We start from the raw sequence: 18031 nt of genomic DNA on the forward strand, positions 1-18031 counted from the left end.
TATAGTTCGTAAAATTATATATAATTATTTATGTACTAATATGTACATAATAACTATACAACAAAAGATTTAAGGAAGGTGCTAATATAATGATAGATAACAAATATACTATGTACTCAAATCCGCTTACAGATAGATACTGTAGTAAAGATATGAGTTATATATTTTCTCCACAATTTAAATTTTCTACATGGAGAAGATTATGGGTTGCTCTTGCTGAAGGTGAGCATGAGTTAGGAATCAATATAACTGAAGAACAATTAGATGAGTTAAGAGCTAATATAGATAATATAAATTTTGATGAAGCTAGAAAAATAGAAAAAGAAGTAAGACATGATGTAATGTCTCATGTAAAAGCGTATGGTTTACAATGTGAAAAAGCTAAAGGAATCATTCATTTAGGAGCAACATCTGCTTATGTTGGAGATAATACAGACGTTGTACAAATGAATGAAGCACTAAAACTTTTAAGAGTAAAGCTTGTAAATTTAATAAATAACTTAAAAGAATTTGCACTTAAGTATAAGGATATGCCAGCTCTTGGTTTTACGCACTTTCAAGCAGCACAACTTACAACAGTAGGGAAAAGAGCTTGTTTGTGGGCTCAAGATTTAATTCTTGATTTAGAAGACTTAAATTATAGAATAGACAATATGAAATTAAGAGGAGTTAAGGGGACTACTGGGACTCAAGCAAGTTTTTTAAGTTTATTTGAAGGAGACCATGAAAAAGTAAAAGAGTTAGATAAGAAAATCTGTAACAAAATGGGATATAGTTCTTCTTATGCAGTAAGTGGACAAACATACACTAGAAAACTGGACTATCAAGTAGTAAGTGTATTATCAGGAATAGCTCAAAGTATGCATAAAATGACTAATGATATAAGACTTTTACAAAGTCTAAAAGAATTAGAAGAGCCGTTTGAAAAAAATCAAATAGGTTCATCAGCAATGGCTTATAAAAGAAATCCAATGAGAAGTGAAAGAATAGCTTCTTTATCTAAATATATAATATCTGAATCTATAAGCCCTGCAATGGTACAGGCTACTCAATGGTTAGAGAGAACATTAGATGACTCAGCCAATAAAAGATTAGCTATACCTCAAGCTTTTATGGCAGCAGATGCTATACTTGAAATAGGTATAAATGTAACTGATGGGTTAGTAGTATATGAAAATATGATAAATAAACGTGTAAATGAAGAACTTCCTTTTATGGCTACAGAAACAATACTTATGGAAGCTGTAAAAAGAGGTGGAGATAGACAGGAATTACATGAGATAATAAGAGAATATTCTATGAAAGCTGCTTATAGAGTTAAACATGAAGGTAAAGATAATAATTTAATTGAGCTTATAATGAATGATGATTCATTTAAAATGAGTAAGGAAGAAATATTATCTATAATGGACCCAAAAAACTTTATAGGTAGAGCTCCAGAACAAGTTGTAGAATTTGTAAATGAAGTTGTAGAACCAGCTATAAAAGATTATAAAGAAGATTTAGGAAAAGTAGATGTGGATTTAAGAGTGTAAGTTTTATAGATAAAATATAATTAAAAATGGCTATCTTATTTATAAATAAGATAGCCATTTTAATGGGCTAGCGTCTGCTCTTCACCGCTGTGAAGAGTTCTTCCTTATTTACTATATCATGAATTTAATAAAATAGCTATATAAATAATATTTAATCAGAGAAATATTATTAAAAATAAGAAAAACAATAAGATTACTAATTAAATTTAATCATTATTTAAAAACTATTGTACTTGCAATATTTTTAATGTAAACTGAAATAAGTTAGTTAGATAATTTAATAAATTTTAAAACAACTGAGGTGATTGTATGAAATACGTAGTAAAAGATACTATAAGTTTTTTGGTAAAAACATTTCCGAAGATTTATTCTAGCTTATATTTAGAAGACCTAAAAAAATTCGCACCAGACTATAATGTAAATAAAACACAATTAAGAGCATTAGTATTTATAAGAAATTATGGAGTAATAAGCATGACTGATTTATGCTCTAAATTAAATATAGAAAAAGGCAGTCTAACTAGTATGGTAGATGATTTAACAGAAAAGAAATATGTAACAAGAAAAAGAGATTTAGTTGATAGAAGAAAGTATTTAATTGATATTACAGAAGAAGGAGATAAGATAGCTTCTGATTTTATGGATAAATTGAGTGATGGATTAGAAGAGAAGCTTTCTAGACTAACTGAAGAAGATAGAAAGAACTATCTAGGAGCAATAAATACTCTTCAATATATATTAAATAAAGACGAATTTAGATAGAAAACTATGAAAAATCCCCTTTTCAAATATTGGTTGAAAAGGGGACTTTTTATCTGATAAAATTTACATAAAGTAAACTTTTAAAATTTATTTGTGTAAAGCTACATATTGCTCTAAACCTTCTTTTAATAATGTAGCAGCTCTATGAAGGTCAGTTTCATTTAGGATGTAAGCTAATCTTATTTCGTCACGTCCTAAACCTGGAGTAGCATAGAATCCTTCAGCAGGGCAAACCATAACAGTTTCATTATTTTTACTGAACTCTTTTAACATCCAGATTGTGAAATCTTCTGCATTTTCAACTGGTAATTTAGCAACTATATAGAATGCACCAGTTGGTTTTTTACATATAACACCTTCAACTTTCATTAATTCATTGTATAATACGTCTCTTCTTTTTTTGTATTCTTCATTAACCTCTTTGAAGTAAGAAGCTGGAGTTTTGTATAATTCAACAGCTCCTATTTGTTCTAATGTAGGAACACAAAGTCTTCCTTGACACAATTTAAGTATTTGAGCTATAAGACCTTTATTTTTACAAGCGATAGAACCAATTCTAGCACCACAAGCACTGTATCTCTTAGAAACACTGTCTATTATTATAACTCTGTCTTGTACACCTTCTAAGTTACCACAGCTAGTATACTCAAGTCCATCATAAACAAATTCTCTATAAACTTCGTCTGCTATTATCCATAGATTTTTTTCTTTAGCTATTTCAGCTAGGATATTAAGTTCTTCTTTTGTATAAATTGCACCAGTTGGATTTCCTGGGTTAGAAAGAATTATAGCTTTAGTTCTATCATCTACCTTAGAAGCTATTTCTTCTTTTGATGGAAGGTGGAAACCGTTTTCTGCTTTTGTTGTAACAGCATTAACTTCCACGTTTACACATTGACCAAATCCATTGTAGTTAGTATAGAATGGTTCTGGAACTAATAAATTATCTCCTGGGTCACAAACAGCCATCATAGTGAAAAGTAAAGCTTCACTACCACCATTAGTCACTAATAATTCATCTTTTTCAAAATCCATGTTGTAAGTTTTGTAGTAATTTTGAAGTGCTTCTAATAATTCTGGAATACCTTCAGAAGTAGCATATTCTAAAACTTCGCTATCAAAGTTTTTAACAGCATCAAAAAACCCTTGAGGAGTTTTTATGTCTGGTTGACCTATATTTAAGTGATATACTTTGATTCCTTTATCTTTTGCTGCTTGTGCAAATGGAACAAGTTTTCTGATTGGAGAGGCTTGCATTGCACTAACTCTGTTTGAATAATTCATTTTAATACCCCCTATTTAATTTAAATACGTATATTGTATTATGTAAATTGTATATTGGAATACAAGACATCTTTACAAGATAATAATAACATACTTATAAGTAAAAATCATCAAAAAAAATTAATATAGCTTTAAAATAAACTTTTAACAAATTACAGTGAAACACTTGTATTTATACTAATAAATTATATGTACATAAACTTATTTATAGTATGATAATATATGGATATATTAGTTATAATTTTTTTGTATTAGAAAATTAAAATACCTAATACTAAATATGTAAAATTATAAAAAATATTATAAATTTATTTAACAGATACAATAAATATCATATAATTATATTAAAGGCTATTAACTAAGAGGTGTTAATTATGAGAGAATTAAGAATAGATCCAATTACTAATGATGTTGTTATATTTGCTACTGATAGGCTGAAAAGACCATTAGATACAATTGATGTACCAAATGATGAAGAAGAAACGAATGAATACGATGAAGGATGCCCATTTTGTAAGGGAAATGAAGCTTATGCAACAGATACACTATTTGAAATAAAAGGTGATGAAGGTTGGCTTGTAAAATCTATATATAATAAATTTCCTATAATTGATGATTTGGCAAGAGATATATATGGTATTCATGAGGTAATGATAGAAAGCAATAAACATAACAGCAGTTTTTACAATATGAATCAAAAAGAATTTGAAGATGTTTTTTTTATGTATAGAAATAGATTTAAAGATTTGTCGAAAGATGACAAAGTAGAATATGTGAGTATTTTTAAAAATTTCTTGAGAAAGGCTGGAGCATCTTTGATGCATCCACATGCTCAAATACTATCTATGTCTTTTATTCCACCTGAAATTACAAATGAATTGTTGGTTTCAAAAGAGTATTATGATAGTAATAAAAGCTCTTTGTATAATGACTTGGTAGAAAATGAAATAAGTTTAAATAAAAGAGTGGTTTATAATGGAGACGCTTTTTTAGTGATTATACCATATGCAACTAAGTACAGTGGAGAAGTAAGAGTAATATTTAAAGACAACATAAAGTTTGATGAATTAACAGATAATAATGTAAAAGAGATTTCTATGATATTCGAAAAGTTATTTAAAAAATTATATAATATAAATGGGTATATGCCATTTAACTTATGTATCCATACTCATCCAACAAAAATTGAAACAAAATCATACTTTAATGTCCATATGCACATAATACCAAGAAAGTATAACCTTGGAGGATTTGAACTTGGAACAAATATGTATGTTTCTTCAATGAATCCTGAAGAATTAACAAAAAAATTAAAATTTGATTAAAGTATGTATCTTTTAGGTATTAAAGAAATAATGATTTTAAAATAAATTTATAGTATATTAATGTTAAAATAAAAACAAATAGAAAAATAAATAAAAAAACTAATAGAAAATTACTATTTAGATGAGGAGTGGAATATGAAATTTATATCGTGGAATGTCAATGGGATAAGAGCGTGTGTTGGGAAAGGATTTTTAGACTTTTTTAGAGATATTGATGCAGATATATTTTGCTTACAAGAGACTAAATTACAGGAAGGGCAAATAGAGTTAGATTTGCCAGGTTATTTTCAGTACTGGAATTATGCAGAGCGAAAAGGCTATTCAGGTACTGCTATATTTACAAAAAAAGAGCCTTTAAAAGTAATGTATGGAATAAATATAGAAGAACATGATAAGGAAGGTAGAGTTATAACTTTAGAATTTGAAGATTTTTATTTTATTACTGTATATACGCCAAATTCTCAATCTGAATTAAAGAGATTAGAATATAGAACTAGATGGGAAGATGACTTTATAGATTATTTAGTTAAATTAGATAATCATAAGCCTGTAATAGTGTGTGGAGATATGAATGTTGCACATAAAGAAATAGACTTAAAAAATCCTAAAAACAATACAAAGAACGCAGGTTTTACAAAAGAAGAAAGAGAAAAGTTCTCTAAATTATTAGATAGTGGATTTATAGACACATATAGATACTTTAATCCTGATAAAGAAGGAGTGTATAGTTGGTGGTCATATAGATTTAATGCAAGAAAAAATAACGCTGGATGGAGAATCGATTATTTTTGTGCATCTAAAAAATTAGAAGATAGATTGACAAGTGCAAATATACATACTGAGGTATTGGGGTCAGACCATTGTCCAGTAGAATTAGAGATAAGATAGAAGTTTAATCAGGATAAAAATTGGGCTGTAGATGTAAATTTAAAGTTAATTATTCTTTTAATCTACATGCCTTTTTTTAACCTAAATAAATTTCACTTATTTTTTCTTTGCTTAGAGTTTTCTAATTCAAATTGATTTGTTTTTCCCATGTTGTAAGCTAAATTAATAATTTTTTTCTCATCTTTAGTCAAATCACGATTTAGAATTTTCTTAAACTCATCAAATAATTTATCATAGTCAACTCTTTTTTTATTAGAATACTTTATAGATTTAGATTTAATATTTGTATACACATATATATCAGGTACTATGCTTGGATTATATATCTTAATAAAAACCTTCGCTGTATAATATGCATCATTTAAAGCGTTGTGATAAGACATTTTTTCATCAAGTTCCAATATAGAAATAGCATTTTTCAAGCCAATACTTTTTCCTGCTGGATTATTAAAATATTTAGATGCATGTTGTTGAATATTAATATAAGACTTAGGTAAAATATCTGATGCTAGCTTATGATAATTGATATTTCTGTATAACTCCTTTAAATCTCCAACCCCCCAAACACATAGTATAGGGTCGTGTGATGCTATGAATTTTATGAAATTGTTGTAAACCTCAGGAAAAGTAGGTGAATCGTTAAAATCAGAGTCTTTAATATTGGTCATACGACTAATAAAAGGGTGCATTGCCTTGTATAGTGTAGGTTTAATATAGCTATTAAATGTATCTACTATATTAAATTTAGAATCCAGTTTAATTGCTCCTATTTGTATAATTTCAAAAGGACATTTTTCATTGGACACAGTTTTATTGAGTTTTTTGTCAAATCCTTGGTTGAATTCCAAATCGAAAATTATGTATTCCATAAAGTTTATCTCCTAAATTTTTGTATTATTACTAGTATAGATTATATTATAAGCTAAATTAAATTTTTAAACAAAAATACTTTTATTTTAGTATACCCCATATTTATAAAAATGTTAAACTATTGTATGTATAATATTTTTCCAAGAAAAAATATTGCGAACTTTTTGTACTTGATATATAATAATATAAATAAAAACACGAATAAAACACGAATATTTTGCAAGAAAAATTCATAAATATAAGGAAAAATGAATTTTATCTTGTATATTTAATAAAATAAAATTTACACAAAAATCATAGGAGAGTGAAAAGATGGAGAGTTTATTATATGTAATAGAGAAAGATAAGCATACCAATGAAGAAATAAGAGAAATCCTAGAGAGCAATAAAAACATAAGGTTCGTTTCTTTAATGGGAGTTGACTTAGGAGGAAATGCAACAGATGAAAAAATTCCTGTAGAATTATTTTTAGAGGATATAGATAAATTCTTAGAATCAGCTATACAAACTGATGGTTCAAGTGTTGAACTTTACAATATAGCAACATTGAATAATGCAAAAGTAGACTTAATGCCAGATAAAAGTTGTCATTGGTATGTAGATTACAATATGGAATACATAGATGAAGAAGTAGGGTTGCCTGTAGGAACATTAAAGATACCTGCATTTCTAATACACGATAATAAAAAAGTATGTTCTAGGGGAATTCTTCAAAAAGCAGATAAATATTTTAAGAAATCTATGTTTGAAATATTTAGAGAATATCCACATGTAATAAACAATATAGGAATAAACTCAGTAGATGATATAGAAGAAATAATGTTAACAGCAGCTACAGAACTCGAATTTTGGGTTAATACTCCTGAAGATAAAGCTGACTTAGAAAAATTATATGTATCACAAAGCTTAAAAGAACAATACTGGAAAAGAACTCATGGTATTATAAGAACTTGTCTGGAACAAAGTTTAATAATACTTCAAAAGCTAGGTGTAAGCCCTGAAATGGCTCATAAAGAGGTTGGGGGAATTCAAAGTTCTATAAGTATAGATGGAAAAACAAACCATGCTATGGAGCAATTAGAGGTTTCTTGGAAGTTTTCTACACCACTACAAGCAGCAGATAATGAATTATTAGTAAGAGATGTTATAGAAGATGTATTTACATCGCATGGATTAGAAGTTACATTTAAAGCAAAGCCAATTCATGGAGTTGCAGGAAGTGGTGGTCATACACATGTAGGAGTAAGTGCAAAATTAAAAGATGGAAGTATCAAAAACTTATTTGCTCCAAAAGATTTAAAAGAAGACTATCTAAGTGAATTAGGGTATGGAGCTCTTATGGGACTTCTTTATAATTATGAAGTATTAAATCCGATTGTAACCGCTTCTAATGATGGATTTAATAGACTGGTTCCTGGATTTGAAGCACCTGTATGTATAGTTACATCTTTAGGTCATAGTTATGAAATGCCATCTAGAAATAGGTCGGTACTTGTTGGGTTAATAAGAGATATAAAGAATCCAAAAACTGTAAGATTTGAATTAAGATCACCAAGTCCTCTATCTAATACTTACCTAGTAATAGCAGGATGTTATCAAACAATGTTAGATGGTATAAAAGCAGCAGCTAAGAGTGGACTTAGTACTAAAGAACTAGAAAAAGAATTATCTAAAAATGTGGGAGAAGAAAGTTTCTATTTAGAAAAAGACAGAGCATATAGAGATGAAAATGATGTATTTGAACATTATAATTTAGAAGAAAGAAATGCAAGATTTGGAACACCTCCAGCAACAGTTTATGAAAATATGAAAAACCTAGAAATATATGCTTCTAAATTAAAATCTTTAAAACAAGGTGATGTATTTACTGATAGTATAATAGAATCATTTAAAGTTGGGGCAATAGATAAGTGGCAAAAAAAATTAAAAACTAGAATAATAGAAGCTGGAATTCAAAAGATAAGAAGTATTGTAAAAGTACACACAAAAGAAAATATGGATGCACTTGATGAAGTAGTTTGGAATTCAATATCAGACTTAAAGTTTAATATTATGAAAGATACTTTAACTAGAGAATCACTATTTACTAGAGTAAGAGAGGCTGTAGAAAATAAAGATTATCAAACTGCTTCGGATTTACAAATAGAACTAAAGAGAAGCATGGAAGAAATACAACAATTATATATGCAATACAAGAAAAATATATATTAAGATAAAGTAGTAATAATTTGATTTTGATGTTATAAAGGCAATTAAGTATGATTAAATCATTTTGAGTTAAATCTCAAATGTAAAAACCATACTCAATTGCCTTTAATTTTGGATTTTAAGTTTTACAATAAAATTAATATAAAATTAATTTTATTGATTATCTATTAATTCTGATATATAATCAGCAATTTCATCTGGATGAATGACTGTTTTAAACTCTTCTAGATTCTTTTTCATAAAATTTATTATAGAATCAAACTCATTTGATACTAACTTATAAAATATGTTTTTTAGGTCTAGGTCATCACTATAAATCATTCCAAGTCCTTTATCTATTATAAATTTAGCATTTTCAATTTCTTGACCAACTTTTGGCATTTTAACAAGTACTGGAGTTTGAGACTGGATTGCTTCAAATATAGTTGCTCCTCCAGGTTTAGTCAACATTAAGTCACATTCTTTTATCAGATTGTACATATCATTTACAAATCCAAGTACTTTTATATTTTTTAGAGGTTTTTTATGAGTTAAATTATCATATAGTTTTTTATTTTTACCTGTAACTATTGTAATCTCTATGGAATTAATATGTTCTTCAATGAAGTCATCTATCCAATGCATAAAATCCTCATCTATATCAAATAGACCTCTTCCTCCACCCAAAAGCAATAGCCTATATTTTCCATAACAAGGTTCTTTACTTTCAATCTGGAATCTCTTATCTACAGGAACACCAGTAACTTTTATGGAATCTGGACTTATTCCTTTTTGAAAAAATCTATTTTTTATCTCTGGAGATGGAACAAAATATAAATCTGTATTTTCAAAAACCCATTCCATACTGTCTACAACATCTGTGATAACTGTCAATGTTGGTATATTTATATCAGGGTTTTTTATCTTGAAATTATTTACACAAGCAGCAGCTAGTGGAAATGTAGAGATAATCAAATCTGGATTTATATCAGAAATATACTCAGAAAGTTTAGGTGTATATAATTTATGAGAGAAATCATGTCTTGAGTCAAACGATTTCTTAAAATAATAATAATAATTATATAATCCAGGAGTATATTTTGTATTGTTTTCATAAAGCTTCACCATAGGCTTATTCATCATAGGTATACTTGCATTTATAAAGTTTTGTATAACAACATTGTAATTACTATATTTTTCCATGATACATTCTTTAACTGCTTTTGCAGCACTTATATGACCAGCACCAAATTGAGCTGTTAAGATTAATATAGTTTTATCTTCTTTTGTTTTAGACAATTTATCACCACTTTCATAAAATATATCTGATTAGAGTATTATACATTTACATAAGAATTTAATCAATAATAATATTAAAAAATAACTATTGTGTAAAACATAGTACTGTGTTATTATAAAAACATAAGAAGTTTTAACATAGTACCTTGTAAAACACAATACTGTGTATTTAAAGAAAGGATGGAGTATATGAACACACAATTTAGAAAGGGTGTCTTAGAAATTTGTGTACTTGCTCTAATATCTAAAAAAGATATGTATGGATATGAAATAGTACATAATATTTCCAAAGTAATAGATGTAAATGAAGGAACGATATATCCTATTCTAAGAAGACTGACAAAAGATTTGTATTTTGAAACGTATATACTAGAATCTAATGAGGGTCCTGCTAGAAAATACTATAGAATAACTTCACTAGGAAAAGAAAACTTATCCAATCTGATGGAAGAGTGGAGAGAATTTGTAAAAGCTGTTGAGATTTTAATAAGTGAAGATGAGGGAGGTAATGAACTTGAATAAAACTGAGTTTCTGGAAATTTTAAAGGATTATCTAAAAAAGGATTTTTCTGAGAGCGAAGTTAATGATATATTGAGAGATTATGAAGAATATTTTGTAGATGGGATTATAGAAGGAAAGAGTGATATGGAAATAATAGCATCACTTGGTTCACCAAAATCTATAGCAAGAGAACTTATTCTACAGACAAAAGAAAAAAACATTGAAGATGAAAAAATAATAAACACAGATATTTTAAATGATAAGTTTAGTAAATTCAAGTTAGATATGAAAAAGGGTTATTCTATTTTAAAAGATGAAGCTAAAGAAAAGTACAATAAATCGAAAGAAAGAGTAAATGATAAGCTTACTCCAAGTATAGAAGAAGGTGTCGGAGGAGTATCTAGAGAAGCTATAAAGATTTTATTAGTATTTTTATCCTTATTATTGATTATTCCAGCATTTGCATTTGTATGTGCTATTATTTCAGTTGCTATTGGGTTAGTATGTACATTGATTGCTTTTGTCATATCAATTCCATTTGTGATTAAATTTATTTCAATGGTTCCAGATGTTACAATGTTTTGTATATTTGCGACTATAGCATTTATAGGTTTAGAGATACTGGCATGGCAAATTTTACTGTTTGTTATAAAGTTAGGTAAACAATTGTTAGGCAGTTATATAAATTGGATAAAGAGAAAAAACATTTATATAAATGCAAATAAAAAGATGGAAAAAAGAAATAAGGATACTTTAAGTGAGAAAGATTTAAATAAAGATAGTAATGAAGATTTATATGATGATTATTGTAATATAGAAAAAGAAGAGAATATAAAGGAATCTGATAATTACAACGATGATAGTATAAATTTTGAGGCAATGTATAAAGATTTTGAAGAAATAGATGATAAGAAAGGAGAAGATAAACATGAATAAGAAACTTGCCATATTTGCTGCTGTTTTATTGGTAATAGGTATAATTGGAACAACATGGTCAGGGATTTTAGTTATGCCAAGCTTAATAAACTTTGGACTCGAAAAAGAAGCTGAATTCAAAAAGGAAAATAAACTTTATCAAGAAAAAGTAAATATTGACAAGTTAGATGTATCTGTTGGCAATATAAATGTTACGATAAAGAGACATTCAAGTGAAGATGTACGTGTGACAACAAGAGGAAACAATGAATTTTACAAATATAATGTAACTTTAAAGGATAAGACATTAGTTGTAAAAGGTGAAAGAAAATATGAAAATCGTGTTAAAAAAATTAAAAATTTTGACCAATTATTCAATACATCTATAAATAATATGTTTTCAGGAGATTATAGGGAAATAGTAATCTATGTACCAAATAATGTAGATATAAATGTATCAAGTGTAGATTCATCTTTATTAGTATATGATAATGTAGCTTCAAGCAATATAACATATAAGACTTCTTATGGAAGATTTGAGAGAGTTATAACTGAAAATAATATAAATAAGCTAGATACATTAAACTTAATATCTAGCAATAATCTTGAATTATCTACAAAATCAGTCTTAGGTGTTAAAAACGTAAATATAGAAACAGAATCATTAGATATATCTTCAGAATATGAAGACATATTTGTCAATAATGTAGAACAATATATACCTGAAAATATAAATATAAAAGAAAAAATAGGTAGAAATTCACATTACGATAACAACTTTAGCATATATTGTGATTTTCCAATTGCTAAAAATTTAGATATAGAGGTTCCAAATTCTAAAGTAAGTCTTAGTCTACCAGTAAATAAGTATAAGTTTAATTGCGATATAAAATCTAAAGAAAGAATAGAAGAAATTAATGATGAGTCAGAAGAATACAATGATAGTTCAATTGAATATGAACACAGTGAAGAAAATCATAACGCATATAAAAATATAAGAGAAATAAAAGGGCTTTTAAATGAAAACTTGTCGAATTTAGAACAAGAGTATACTATAAAAATAAATTCAAATAAATTAGAAATGTAAATAATTCATTACTATAATTAATAAATTGACCTAAAAGTATAAAAATATAGTCTATACTATGGTATAATAAGTATCGAAATAGAATTGGGAGAGGGATACTTATGAATAAAATAGCAGTAAGTTTTTTAATAATTGCTACTACTTTATTGAGTACAGCATGTATGGATTATAAAGTTGACAAAGTAGAATTGGTTGATTCTAGAGATTCTGCAGTTGTAAAGAAAGGTGAAGATATCAAAGAAGAAACTGATACAATTAATCCTAGAAGAACAGCTAAAATACCTATAGAGATAGTTTCAAAGGATGAAAAGATAGTAAAATACTTACAAATAGATGAAGAAAGTACATTAAAAGAAAAACTACAGTTAATCTTAGATACTTTATCACATGAGTATTTTAATGGTTTAGATATGGAAGTAGAAGTTCAGGAAAAAGATAGTCTAGTTAAGATAAACTTAGTTGAACCTGATGAAAAGGGGAGAGTTTCTTGGAAAGATGATTATTTAAATGAACAAAATATAATATATACTATAAATAATATTATCAAAAATGTCATTCAAGAAGATGATAATAGTATTTGGATTGAAGAAGTAGAGATATACTACAATGGAGAATTAATAGAGTTAACATAAGAAATGATGTGTTTTATTTAAAAGCACATCATTTTTTTTATAATTTTTTAATTCTTATAAAATCCTTATATTTATGATTTAGAATGATTCTTGTAAATAAGTTTGACAAAAGAAAGGATGAAAATTATGAGTAATTATATTTTGGAAGTAAAAGGAGTTTCTAAAAAGTTTAAGGAGCAGGTTGCAGTTGATAATATTTCAATTGCAATTAAACATAATTCTATTTATGGATTATTAGGACCGAATGGAGCTGGGAAATCCACTTTATTAAAAATGATAACAGGAATCTTAAACCCCACTTCTGGGAAGATATTATTTGAAGGTCATAGATGGACTAGAAAAGATTTAGCAAACATTGGGTCTCTTATTGAATCACCTGCTATATATGAGAATTTAACAGCAAGAGAAAATTTAAAAGTTCATACTACATTACTTGGTCTTCACGACTCTCGCATTGAAGAAGTTTTAGGGATTGTTGATTTAAGAGATACTTTTAAAAAGCGTTCAGGTCAGTTTTCTCTGGGTATGAAGCAACGTCTTGGTATTGCTATTGCATTATTAAATCACCCAAAACTTTTAATCTTAGATGAGCCTACAAATGGACTTGACCCTATTGGAATTGAGGAACTTAGAGAACTGATTCGTTCTTTTCCAAAACAAGGAATTACAGTTATTTTATCAAGTCATATTTTATCTGAGGTTGAGCAAGTTGTAGATGAAATTGGAATAATTTCTAATGGAGTAATAGGGTATCAAGGAGAAGTATCAAGGGAACAAAATTTAGAAGAACTTTTTATGAAAGTTGTAGCTGAAAATAGAAAGAGAGGTAAGTAACATGGAAAGATTTGTTAGAGCAGAATTCCTAAAGATGAAAGGAACTTTTGGAATGAGATTGTCTTGGATAGCCCCAATATTTTCTATACTTATCTGCTTTGGACTAGGTGGAGGACAAAATGGTGCTTACAATTGGTGGTATACTATGTTTCTTCCAGGAGCAATAACTTTGATTTGTTCTTTAGTAGTACAAAAAGATGAAAAAAAGAAGTATCGAGGTGTATTGTCATTGCCAGTTGACAAAAAAAATATCTGGACTGGAAAAATACTTTATTGTACCATTATACTTTGTATATCTTCAATTATTTTCATGATAGGGATAGTTTTTATTGGAGTAGTTTATAAGAAAACTATTTTAATAAATCAAAATATTATTGGAACTATAGTACTTATCTTACTATTTATGTGGCAAATTCCACTTTGTATGTTTTTAGCCTCAAAATTTGGTTTGTTTATTACAGTTTTAATAAATATGTTTTTCACTGTATTTGGAGTAGCTGTTTTTTCAACTACAAGTTCATGGTGCTTATTTCCATATTCAATTCCATCAAGATTAATGGCTGCAATATTGCATATTTTACCAAATGGACTTCCTGTACCAGAAGGAAATGAACTTTTAAGCCCTAATGTCATTTTACCAGGTATATTAATATCTATTGCTTTATTTATATTATTTACTTTAGCTACAAGTGCTTGGTTTAAAAATAGAGAGGTGAAATAATATGGCACAACTAATAAGACTATTTAATTCTGACTTGATAAAACTAAAAAGAACTTACATAGTACTAATACACTTTTGTATTGCATTAGTAGGAATAGGCTTATTTTTAGGATATTACAATATTTCAGGTTATGATAGTATATCAAAGATAGTAGCATATTTACAAGTTATAGCTATAGCTTTTCCTTTATTATCAAGTATTATGTGTTCAATGTGCGTTGAACAAGAATATTACTCAGGAAATTATAAGCATATACTAACATCATCTAATCCAAAATACCTTACAATTATAAGTAAATATGTAATTTTAATATGCCTTGGTTTTGGAGCAACATTAGTTTCTGTGTTAGGTTTTGAATTTGGTATAGATACTATTTTTAATAATAATCATTTTACACTAAGTTTTTATATGATTTCAATTTTAATTTTAGCAGGAAGTAATCTATTTGAATATATATTACATTTATTCTTAAGTTTGAGATTTGGAAAAGGAGCATCAATTGGGGTAGGTATAGTGGAGACTTTACTTTCAGCACTATTACTAACTGGACTAGGAGATGGTATATGGCAGTATATTCCTTGTGCATGGGGTGTTAGATTTGTAAGTGTTTGGGCATCTTTTTCAAGTTCTAAAGAAATTGAATCAATTCAAGAGTTCCAGTCAATAGGTTTAATTTGTGGCTTTGCAACTATTTTTACATTTGTAATTTTATGTATTTGGTTTTCTAAATGGGAAGGTAAGAAATCTGAAGAATAAAATAATTAATTGTTTATTTAGATTATTTGTATTATTATATTATAGTATAATTTGATAACAGAAAAGAGATAAAAATAATCAGATATACAGTTGCTTAGGTGTTAATTAAACTGTTTGGAGGATATGATACGAATGTTTCGGAAAAAAAATTCTAATAATAAAAAAGTTGTAAAGTTAAGAACTATTTTTGTAAGATATTTGTCTGTATTCTTTGTTACAACAATTACTTTGGGAGTTCTTTTAGTATTTTTGTTTTCTGTGTTATTATCATTAGGAGTAGTGTTGCCATCCAATTATACAGAAAAGCAAATCTACAAATATAAAGATGAAATTATTTCAAGTGAAAAAGTAACTAAAGATATAATACCAGATTTTTGTGACTATGGAATCTACACTTTAGATGGTAAATTGACTTCGGGAACTTTTAATAATAAAGAAGCAAAAAAAACCTGGAATTTAATGAAAGGTATTGAAGTAAAAAGTGGACATTCGTCAGACAATTATATAAAACTTTTTAGACAAAATGAAGTATGTATAATAAGATATGATATAGTATCAGAATTCAATTCTCCAGCTTTAAGAAAATATTTGCCAAAGCCAGAAGTATTAGGGATAATTATTTTTGTTGTAGCATTTTTTATTGAAGTGGTTATACTATCAAAATCTTTTGGTAAAAAAATTAATGCAAAAATGGACCTTTTGAAAAATGCTACAGAAAAAATACAACAGCAAGATTTAGATTTTACAATAGAATCTAGTGATATTTATGAAATTGATAATGTTCTCTTTTCTATAGAAAAAATGAAGCTAGCATTAAAAGATTCTCTAGAAAAGCAGTGGAGACTGGAAGAAACTCGAAAAGAACAGATATCTGCATTAGCACATGATATAAAGACCCCATTAACCATTATACATGGAAATGCGGACTTATTGATTGAAATAAATGACAATCCTGAGCTATCAGAATATATGGAATATATAGCAAATGGTGTTACTCAGATAGAAAAATATATTAACACTCTAATATACATATCTAAAGCAGATAAAGGTTATACAATTAATAAAGAAAGTATTAATATTGATAAATTTATAGAGGATGTTTTGGTGCAAATAGAAGCACTGGCCAGTACAAAAAGTTTAGATGTGGAATTTTATAAGCAAGATGATTTACCTAAGAATATAACAATAGATAGAGAATTATTATTTAGAGCTATTATGAATATAATTTCAAATGCTATTGATTATTCAACAAATCAAAGTAAGTTATATTTTGATGTATTAGTAAATCAAAGATATTTAAAATTTGTAATTACAGATTGTGGAAGAGGTTTTTCTAAGGAAGATTTATCAAAAGCTACAGAACAGTTTTATACAGGCGATTCGAGTAGGAACTCTAAATCTCATTATGGTATGGGTCTATACATTGCAAATACTATTATACAAAAACATAATGGTAATTTAAATGTTGAAAATTCTATAAAAACTAGTGGAGCAATGATAACAATTGAAATACCAATAATTTAATAATTATATCCATTTTATAAATACCTAAATTTTATATACTTGGTAGGTATTTGTAAAATGGATAATTTTTGTGGTTAATTTTATATATTAATTAAATCTGATAAAAAGTTTTCGAACATCACTCCATCATTTCTATCAGTGTTAAATTGAGACGTATAATTTATCGTTTTATATATAAAATCTGTTGCAGTATTAACAGCTATTCCTAAGTCATGGTTATTCACTAACATACCACAAAGTATAGATGTAAATATATCTCCAGTTCCACTATAAGAACAGTTATTGTATTTAACAGAAGTAAAGAATATATGGTCAGTATCTCTATCATAAGCTAAATTTAATATATTATCATCTTCTAATATACCTGTGATTACAACTTTACTAGGTCCTAAAGAAGATACAGACTTTGCAATATTTATAAGTTCATCTCTATTATAATCCTTTTTTGTATAGTCATTTCCAGTTAAAAAACAAGCTTCTGTTAAATTAGGAGTAGTTAAATCTGAATGTCTAACTAATTCTTTAATTTCATGTCTCATTTCTTCTGTAAAGATTGGATACATAATTCCATTATCGCCCATTACAGGGTCAACTACGATAAAAGCATTTGGATAATCATTTATAAAGTTTGCCACTATTTCAATTTGATGTTTTGAACCTAAAAAACCACTATATATACTATCAAAGTTGACTTTTAAATTTTTCCAAACAGTTGAATATTTTACCATCTCATCAGTGCAATCTAAAAATGTAAACTCAGGATAACCAGTTTGACTTGAAAGTATAGCTGTTGGAAATGGACAACATTGAACCTTTAATGCTGAAAGTATAGGTATAGCAACTGATAATGAACATTTTCCTATTCCAGATAAGTCATTAATTGCTGCGACTTTTTTTTGCATAAAAAAC

The 18031-nt window shown here is 27.4% G+C and carries 17 protein-coding genes; 13 read left to right on the top strand and 4 right to left on the bottom strand.

Going from position 1 to position 18031, the window contains the following annotated elements; translation table 11 throughout:
* The first annotated feature begins 89 nt into the window (after nt 1-89).
* Nucleotides 90-1535 carry an adenylosuccinate lyase gene (purB, locus tag IC175_RS13765; protein ID WP_227823668.1) on the top strand — a complete coding sequence of 482 codons (1446 nt, stop codon included), beginning with the start codon at nt 90-92 and terminating at the stop codon, nt 1533-1535.
* Between the two features lie 309 nt (nt 1536-1844).
* Entirely contained in the window at nt 1845-2297 is a 453-nt protein-coding gene (locus tag IC175_RS13770) for a MarR family winged helix-turn-helix transcriptional regulator (protein WP_227434246.1), read from the top strand.
* A gap of 87 nt (nt 2298-2384) precedes the next feature.
* On the opposite strand, the gene IC175_RS13775 is transcribed toward IC175_RS13770, so the two are convergent.
* On the bottom strand, nt 2385-3581 hold the full coding sequence (locus IC175_RS13775; protein WP_227434247.1) for a pyridoxal phosphate-dependent aminotransferase: 1197 nt from the start codon (nt 3579-3581) through the stop codon (nt 2385-2387).
* A 374-nt stretch (nt 3582-3955) separates the two neighbouring features.
* Here IC175_RS13775 and galT point away from each other — a divergent pair, with 374 nt between their 5' ends.
* Together galT and IC175_RS13785 are read left to right on the top strand one after the other, a co-directional pair.
* Nucleotides 3956-4906: a galactose-1-phosphate uridylyltransferase gene (gene galT, locus IC175_RS13780; protein WP_227434248.1), complete on the top strand. Its 951-nt coding sequence runs from the start codon at nt 3956-3958 to the stop codon at nt 4904-4906.
* Nucleotides 4907-5041: 135 nt separating this feature from the next.
* Nucleotides 5042-5794 (top strand): exodeoxyribonuclease III, encoded by a 753-nt coding sequence (locus IC175_RS13785; RefSeq protein WP_227482259.1) that lies wholly within the window; start codon nt 5042-5044, stop codon nt 5792-5794.
* A 92-nt stretch (nt 5795-5886) separates the two neighbouring features.
* Here the strand turns inward: IC175_RS13785 and IC175_RS13790 are convergent, their stop codons facing one another.
* The gene (locus IC175_RS13790; RefSeq protein WP_227434250.1) at nt 5887-6663 is read right to left on the bottom strand and encodes a 3'-5' exonuclease; all 777 of its coding nucleotides are present in this window, start codon (nt 6661-6663) and stop codon (nt 5887-5889) included.
* A 313-nt stretch (nt 6664-6976) separates the two neighbouring features.
* Here IC175_RS13790 and IC175_RS13795 point away from each other — a divergent pair, with 313 nt between their 5' ends.
* Entirely contained in the window at nt 6977-8875 is a 1899-nt protein-coding gene (locus tag IC175_RS13795; RefSeq protein WP_227434251.1) for a glutamine synthetase, read from the top strand.
* A 150-nt stretch (nt 8876-9025) separates the two neighbouring features.
* Here the strand turns inward: IC175_RS13795 and IC175_RS13800 are convergent, their stop codons facing one another.
* The gene (locus IC175_RS13800) at nt 9026-10150 is read right to left on the bottom strand and encodes an MGDG synthase family glycosyltransferase (RefSeq protein WP_227851626.1); all 1125 of its coding nucleotides are present in this window, start codon (nt 10148-10150) and stop codon (nt 9026-9028) included.
* A 189-nt stretch (nt 10151-10339) separates the two neighbouring features.
* Between IC175_RS13800 and IC175_RS13805 the strand changes: the two genes are divergently transcribed.
* The 8 genes from IC175_RS13805 to IC175_RS13840 all read left to right on the top strand — a co-directional run bounded on the left by IC175_RS13805 (nt 10340) and on the right by IC175_RS13840 (nt 17122).
* Complete coding sequence (locus IC175_RS13805; protein ID WP_009889116.1) at nt 10340-10672, top strand: PadR family transcriptional regulator; 333 nt, start codon at nt 10340-10342, stop codon at nt 10670-10672.
* The gene (locus tag IC175_RS13810; protein ID WP_227482261.1) at nt 10659-11588 is read left to right on the top strand and encodes a DUF1700 domain-containing protein; all 930 of its coding nucleotides are present in this window, start codon (nt 10659-10661) and stop codon (nt 11586-11588) included. Before IC175_RS13805 ends, IC175_RS13810 begins: the two co-directional genes overlap by 14 nt.
* A complete protein-coding gene (locus tag IC175_RS13815) occupies nt 11581-12654 on the top strand; it encodes a DUF4097 family beta strand repeat-containing protein (protein WP_227434254.1) in 1074 nt (357 codons plus the stop codon). Before IC175_RS13810 ends, IC175_RS13815 begins: the two co-directional genes overlap by 8 nt.
* A 101-nt stretch (nt 12655-12755) precedes the next feature.
* A complete protein-coding gene (locus IC175_RS13820; RefSeq protein ID WP_227823670.1) occupies nt 12756-13286 on the top strand; it encodes a hypothetical protein in 531 nt (176 codons plus the stop codon).
* A 126-nt stretch (nt 13287-13412) separates the two neighbouring features.
* The gene (locus IC175_RS13825; RefSeq protein ID WP_227434256.1) at nt 13413-14120 is read left to right on the top strand and encodes a lantibiotic protection ABC transporter ATP-binding protein; all 708 of its coding nucleotides are present in this window, start codon (nt 13413-13415) and stop codon (nt 14118-14120) included.
* Between the two features lies 1 nt (nt 14121).
* Nucleotides 14122-14841, top strand: coding sequence for a lantibiotic immunity ABC transporter MutE/EpiE family permease subunit (locus IC175_RS13830; RefSeq protein WP_227482264.1), 720 nt, complete (start codon nt 14122-14124; stop codon nt 14839-14841).
* A 1-nt stretch (nt 14842) separates the two neighbouring features.
* The gene (locus IC175_RS13835) at nt 14843-15598 is read left to right on the top strand and encodes a lantibiotic immunity ABC transporter MutG family permease subunit (RefSeq protein WP_227851627.1); all 756 of its coding nucleotides are present in this window, start codon (nt 14843-14845) and stop codon (nt 15596-15598) included.
* Nucleotides 15599-15730: 132 nt separating this feature from the next.
* A complete protein-coding gene (locus IC175_RS13840) occupies nt 15731-17122 on the top strand; it encodes a sensor histidine kinase (RefSeq protein ID WP_227851628.1) in 1392 nt (463 codons plus the stop codon).
* An 80-nt stretch (nt 17123-17202) separates the two neighbouring features.
* On the opposite strand, the gene IC175_RS13845 is transcribed toward IC175_RS13840, so the two are convergent.
* Nucleotides 17203-18024 (bottom strand): pyridoxamine kinase, encoded by an 822-nt coding sequence (locus tag IC175_RS13845; RefSeq protein WP_227851629.1) that lies wholly within the window; start codon nt 18022-18024, stop codon nt 17203-17205.
* Between the last annotated feature and the right edge of the window lie 7 nt (nt 18025-18031).

The sequence above is a fragment of the Clostridioides sp. ES-S-0123-01 genome, from assembly GCF_020658415.1.
Taxonomy (GTDB): Bacteria; Bacillota; Clostridia; order Peptostreptococcales; family Peptostreptococcaceae; genus Clostridioides.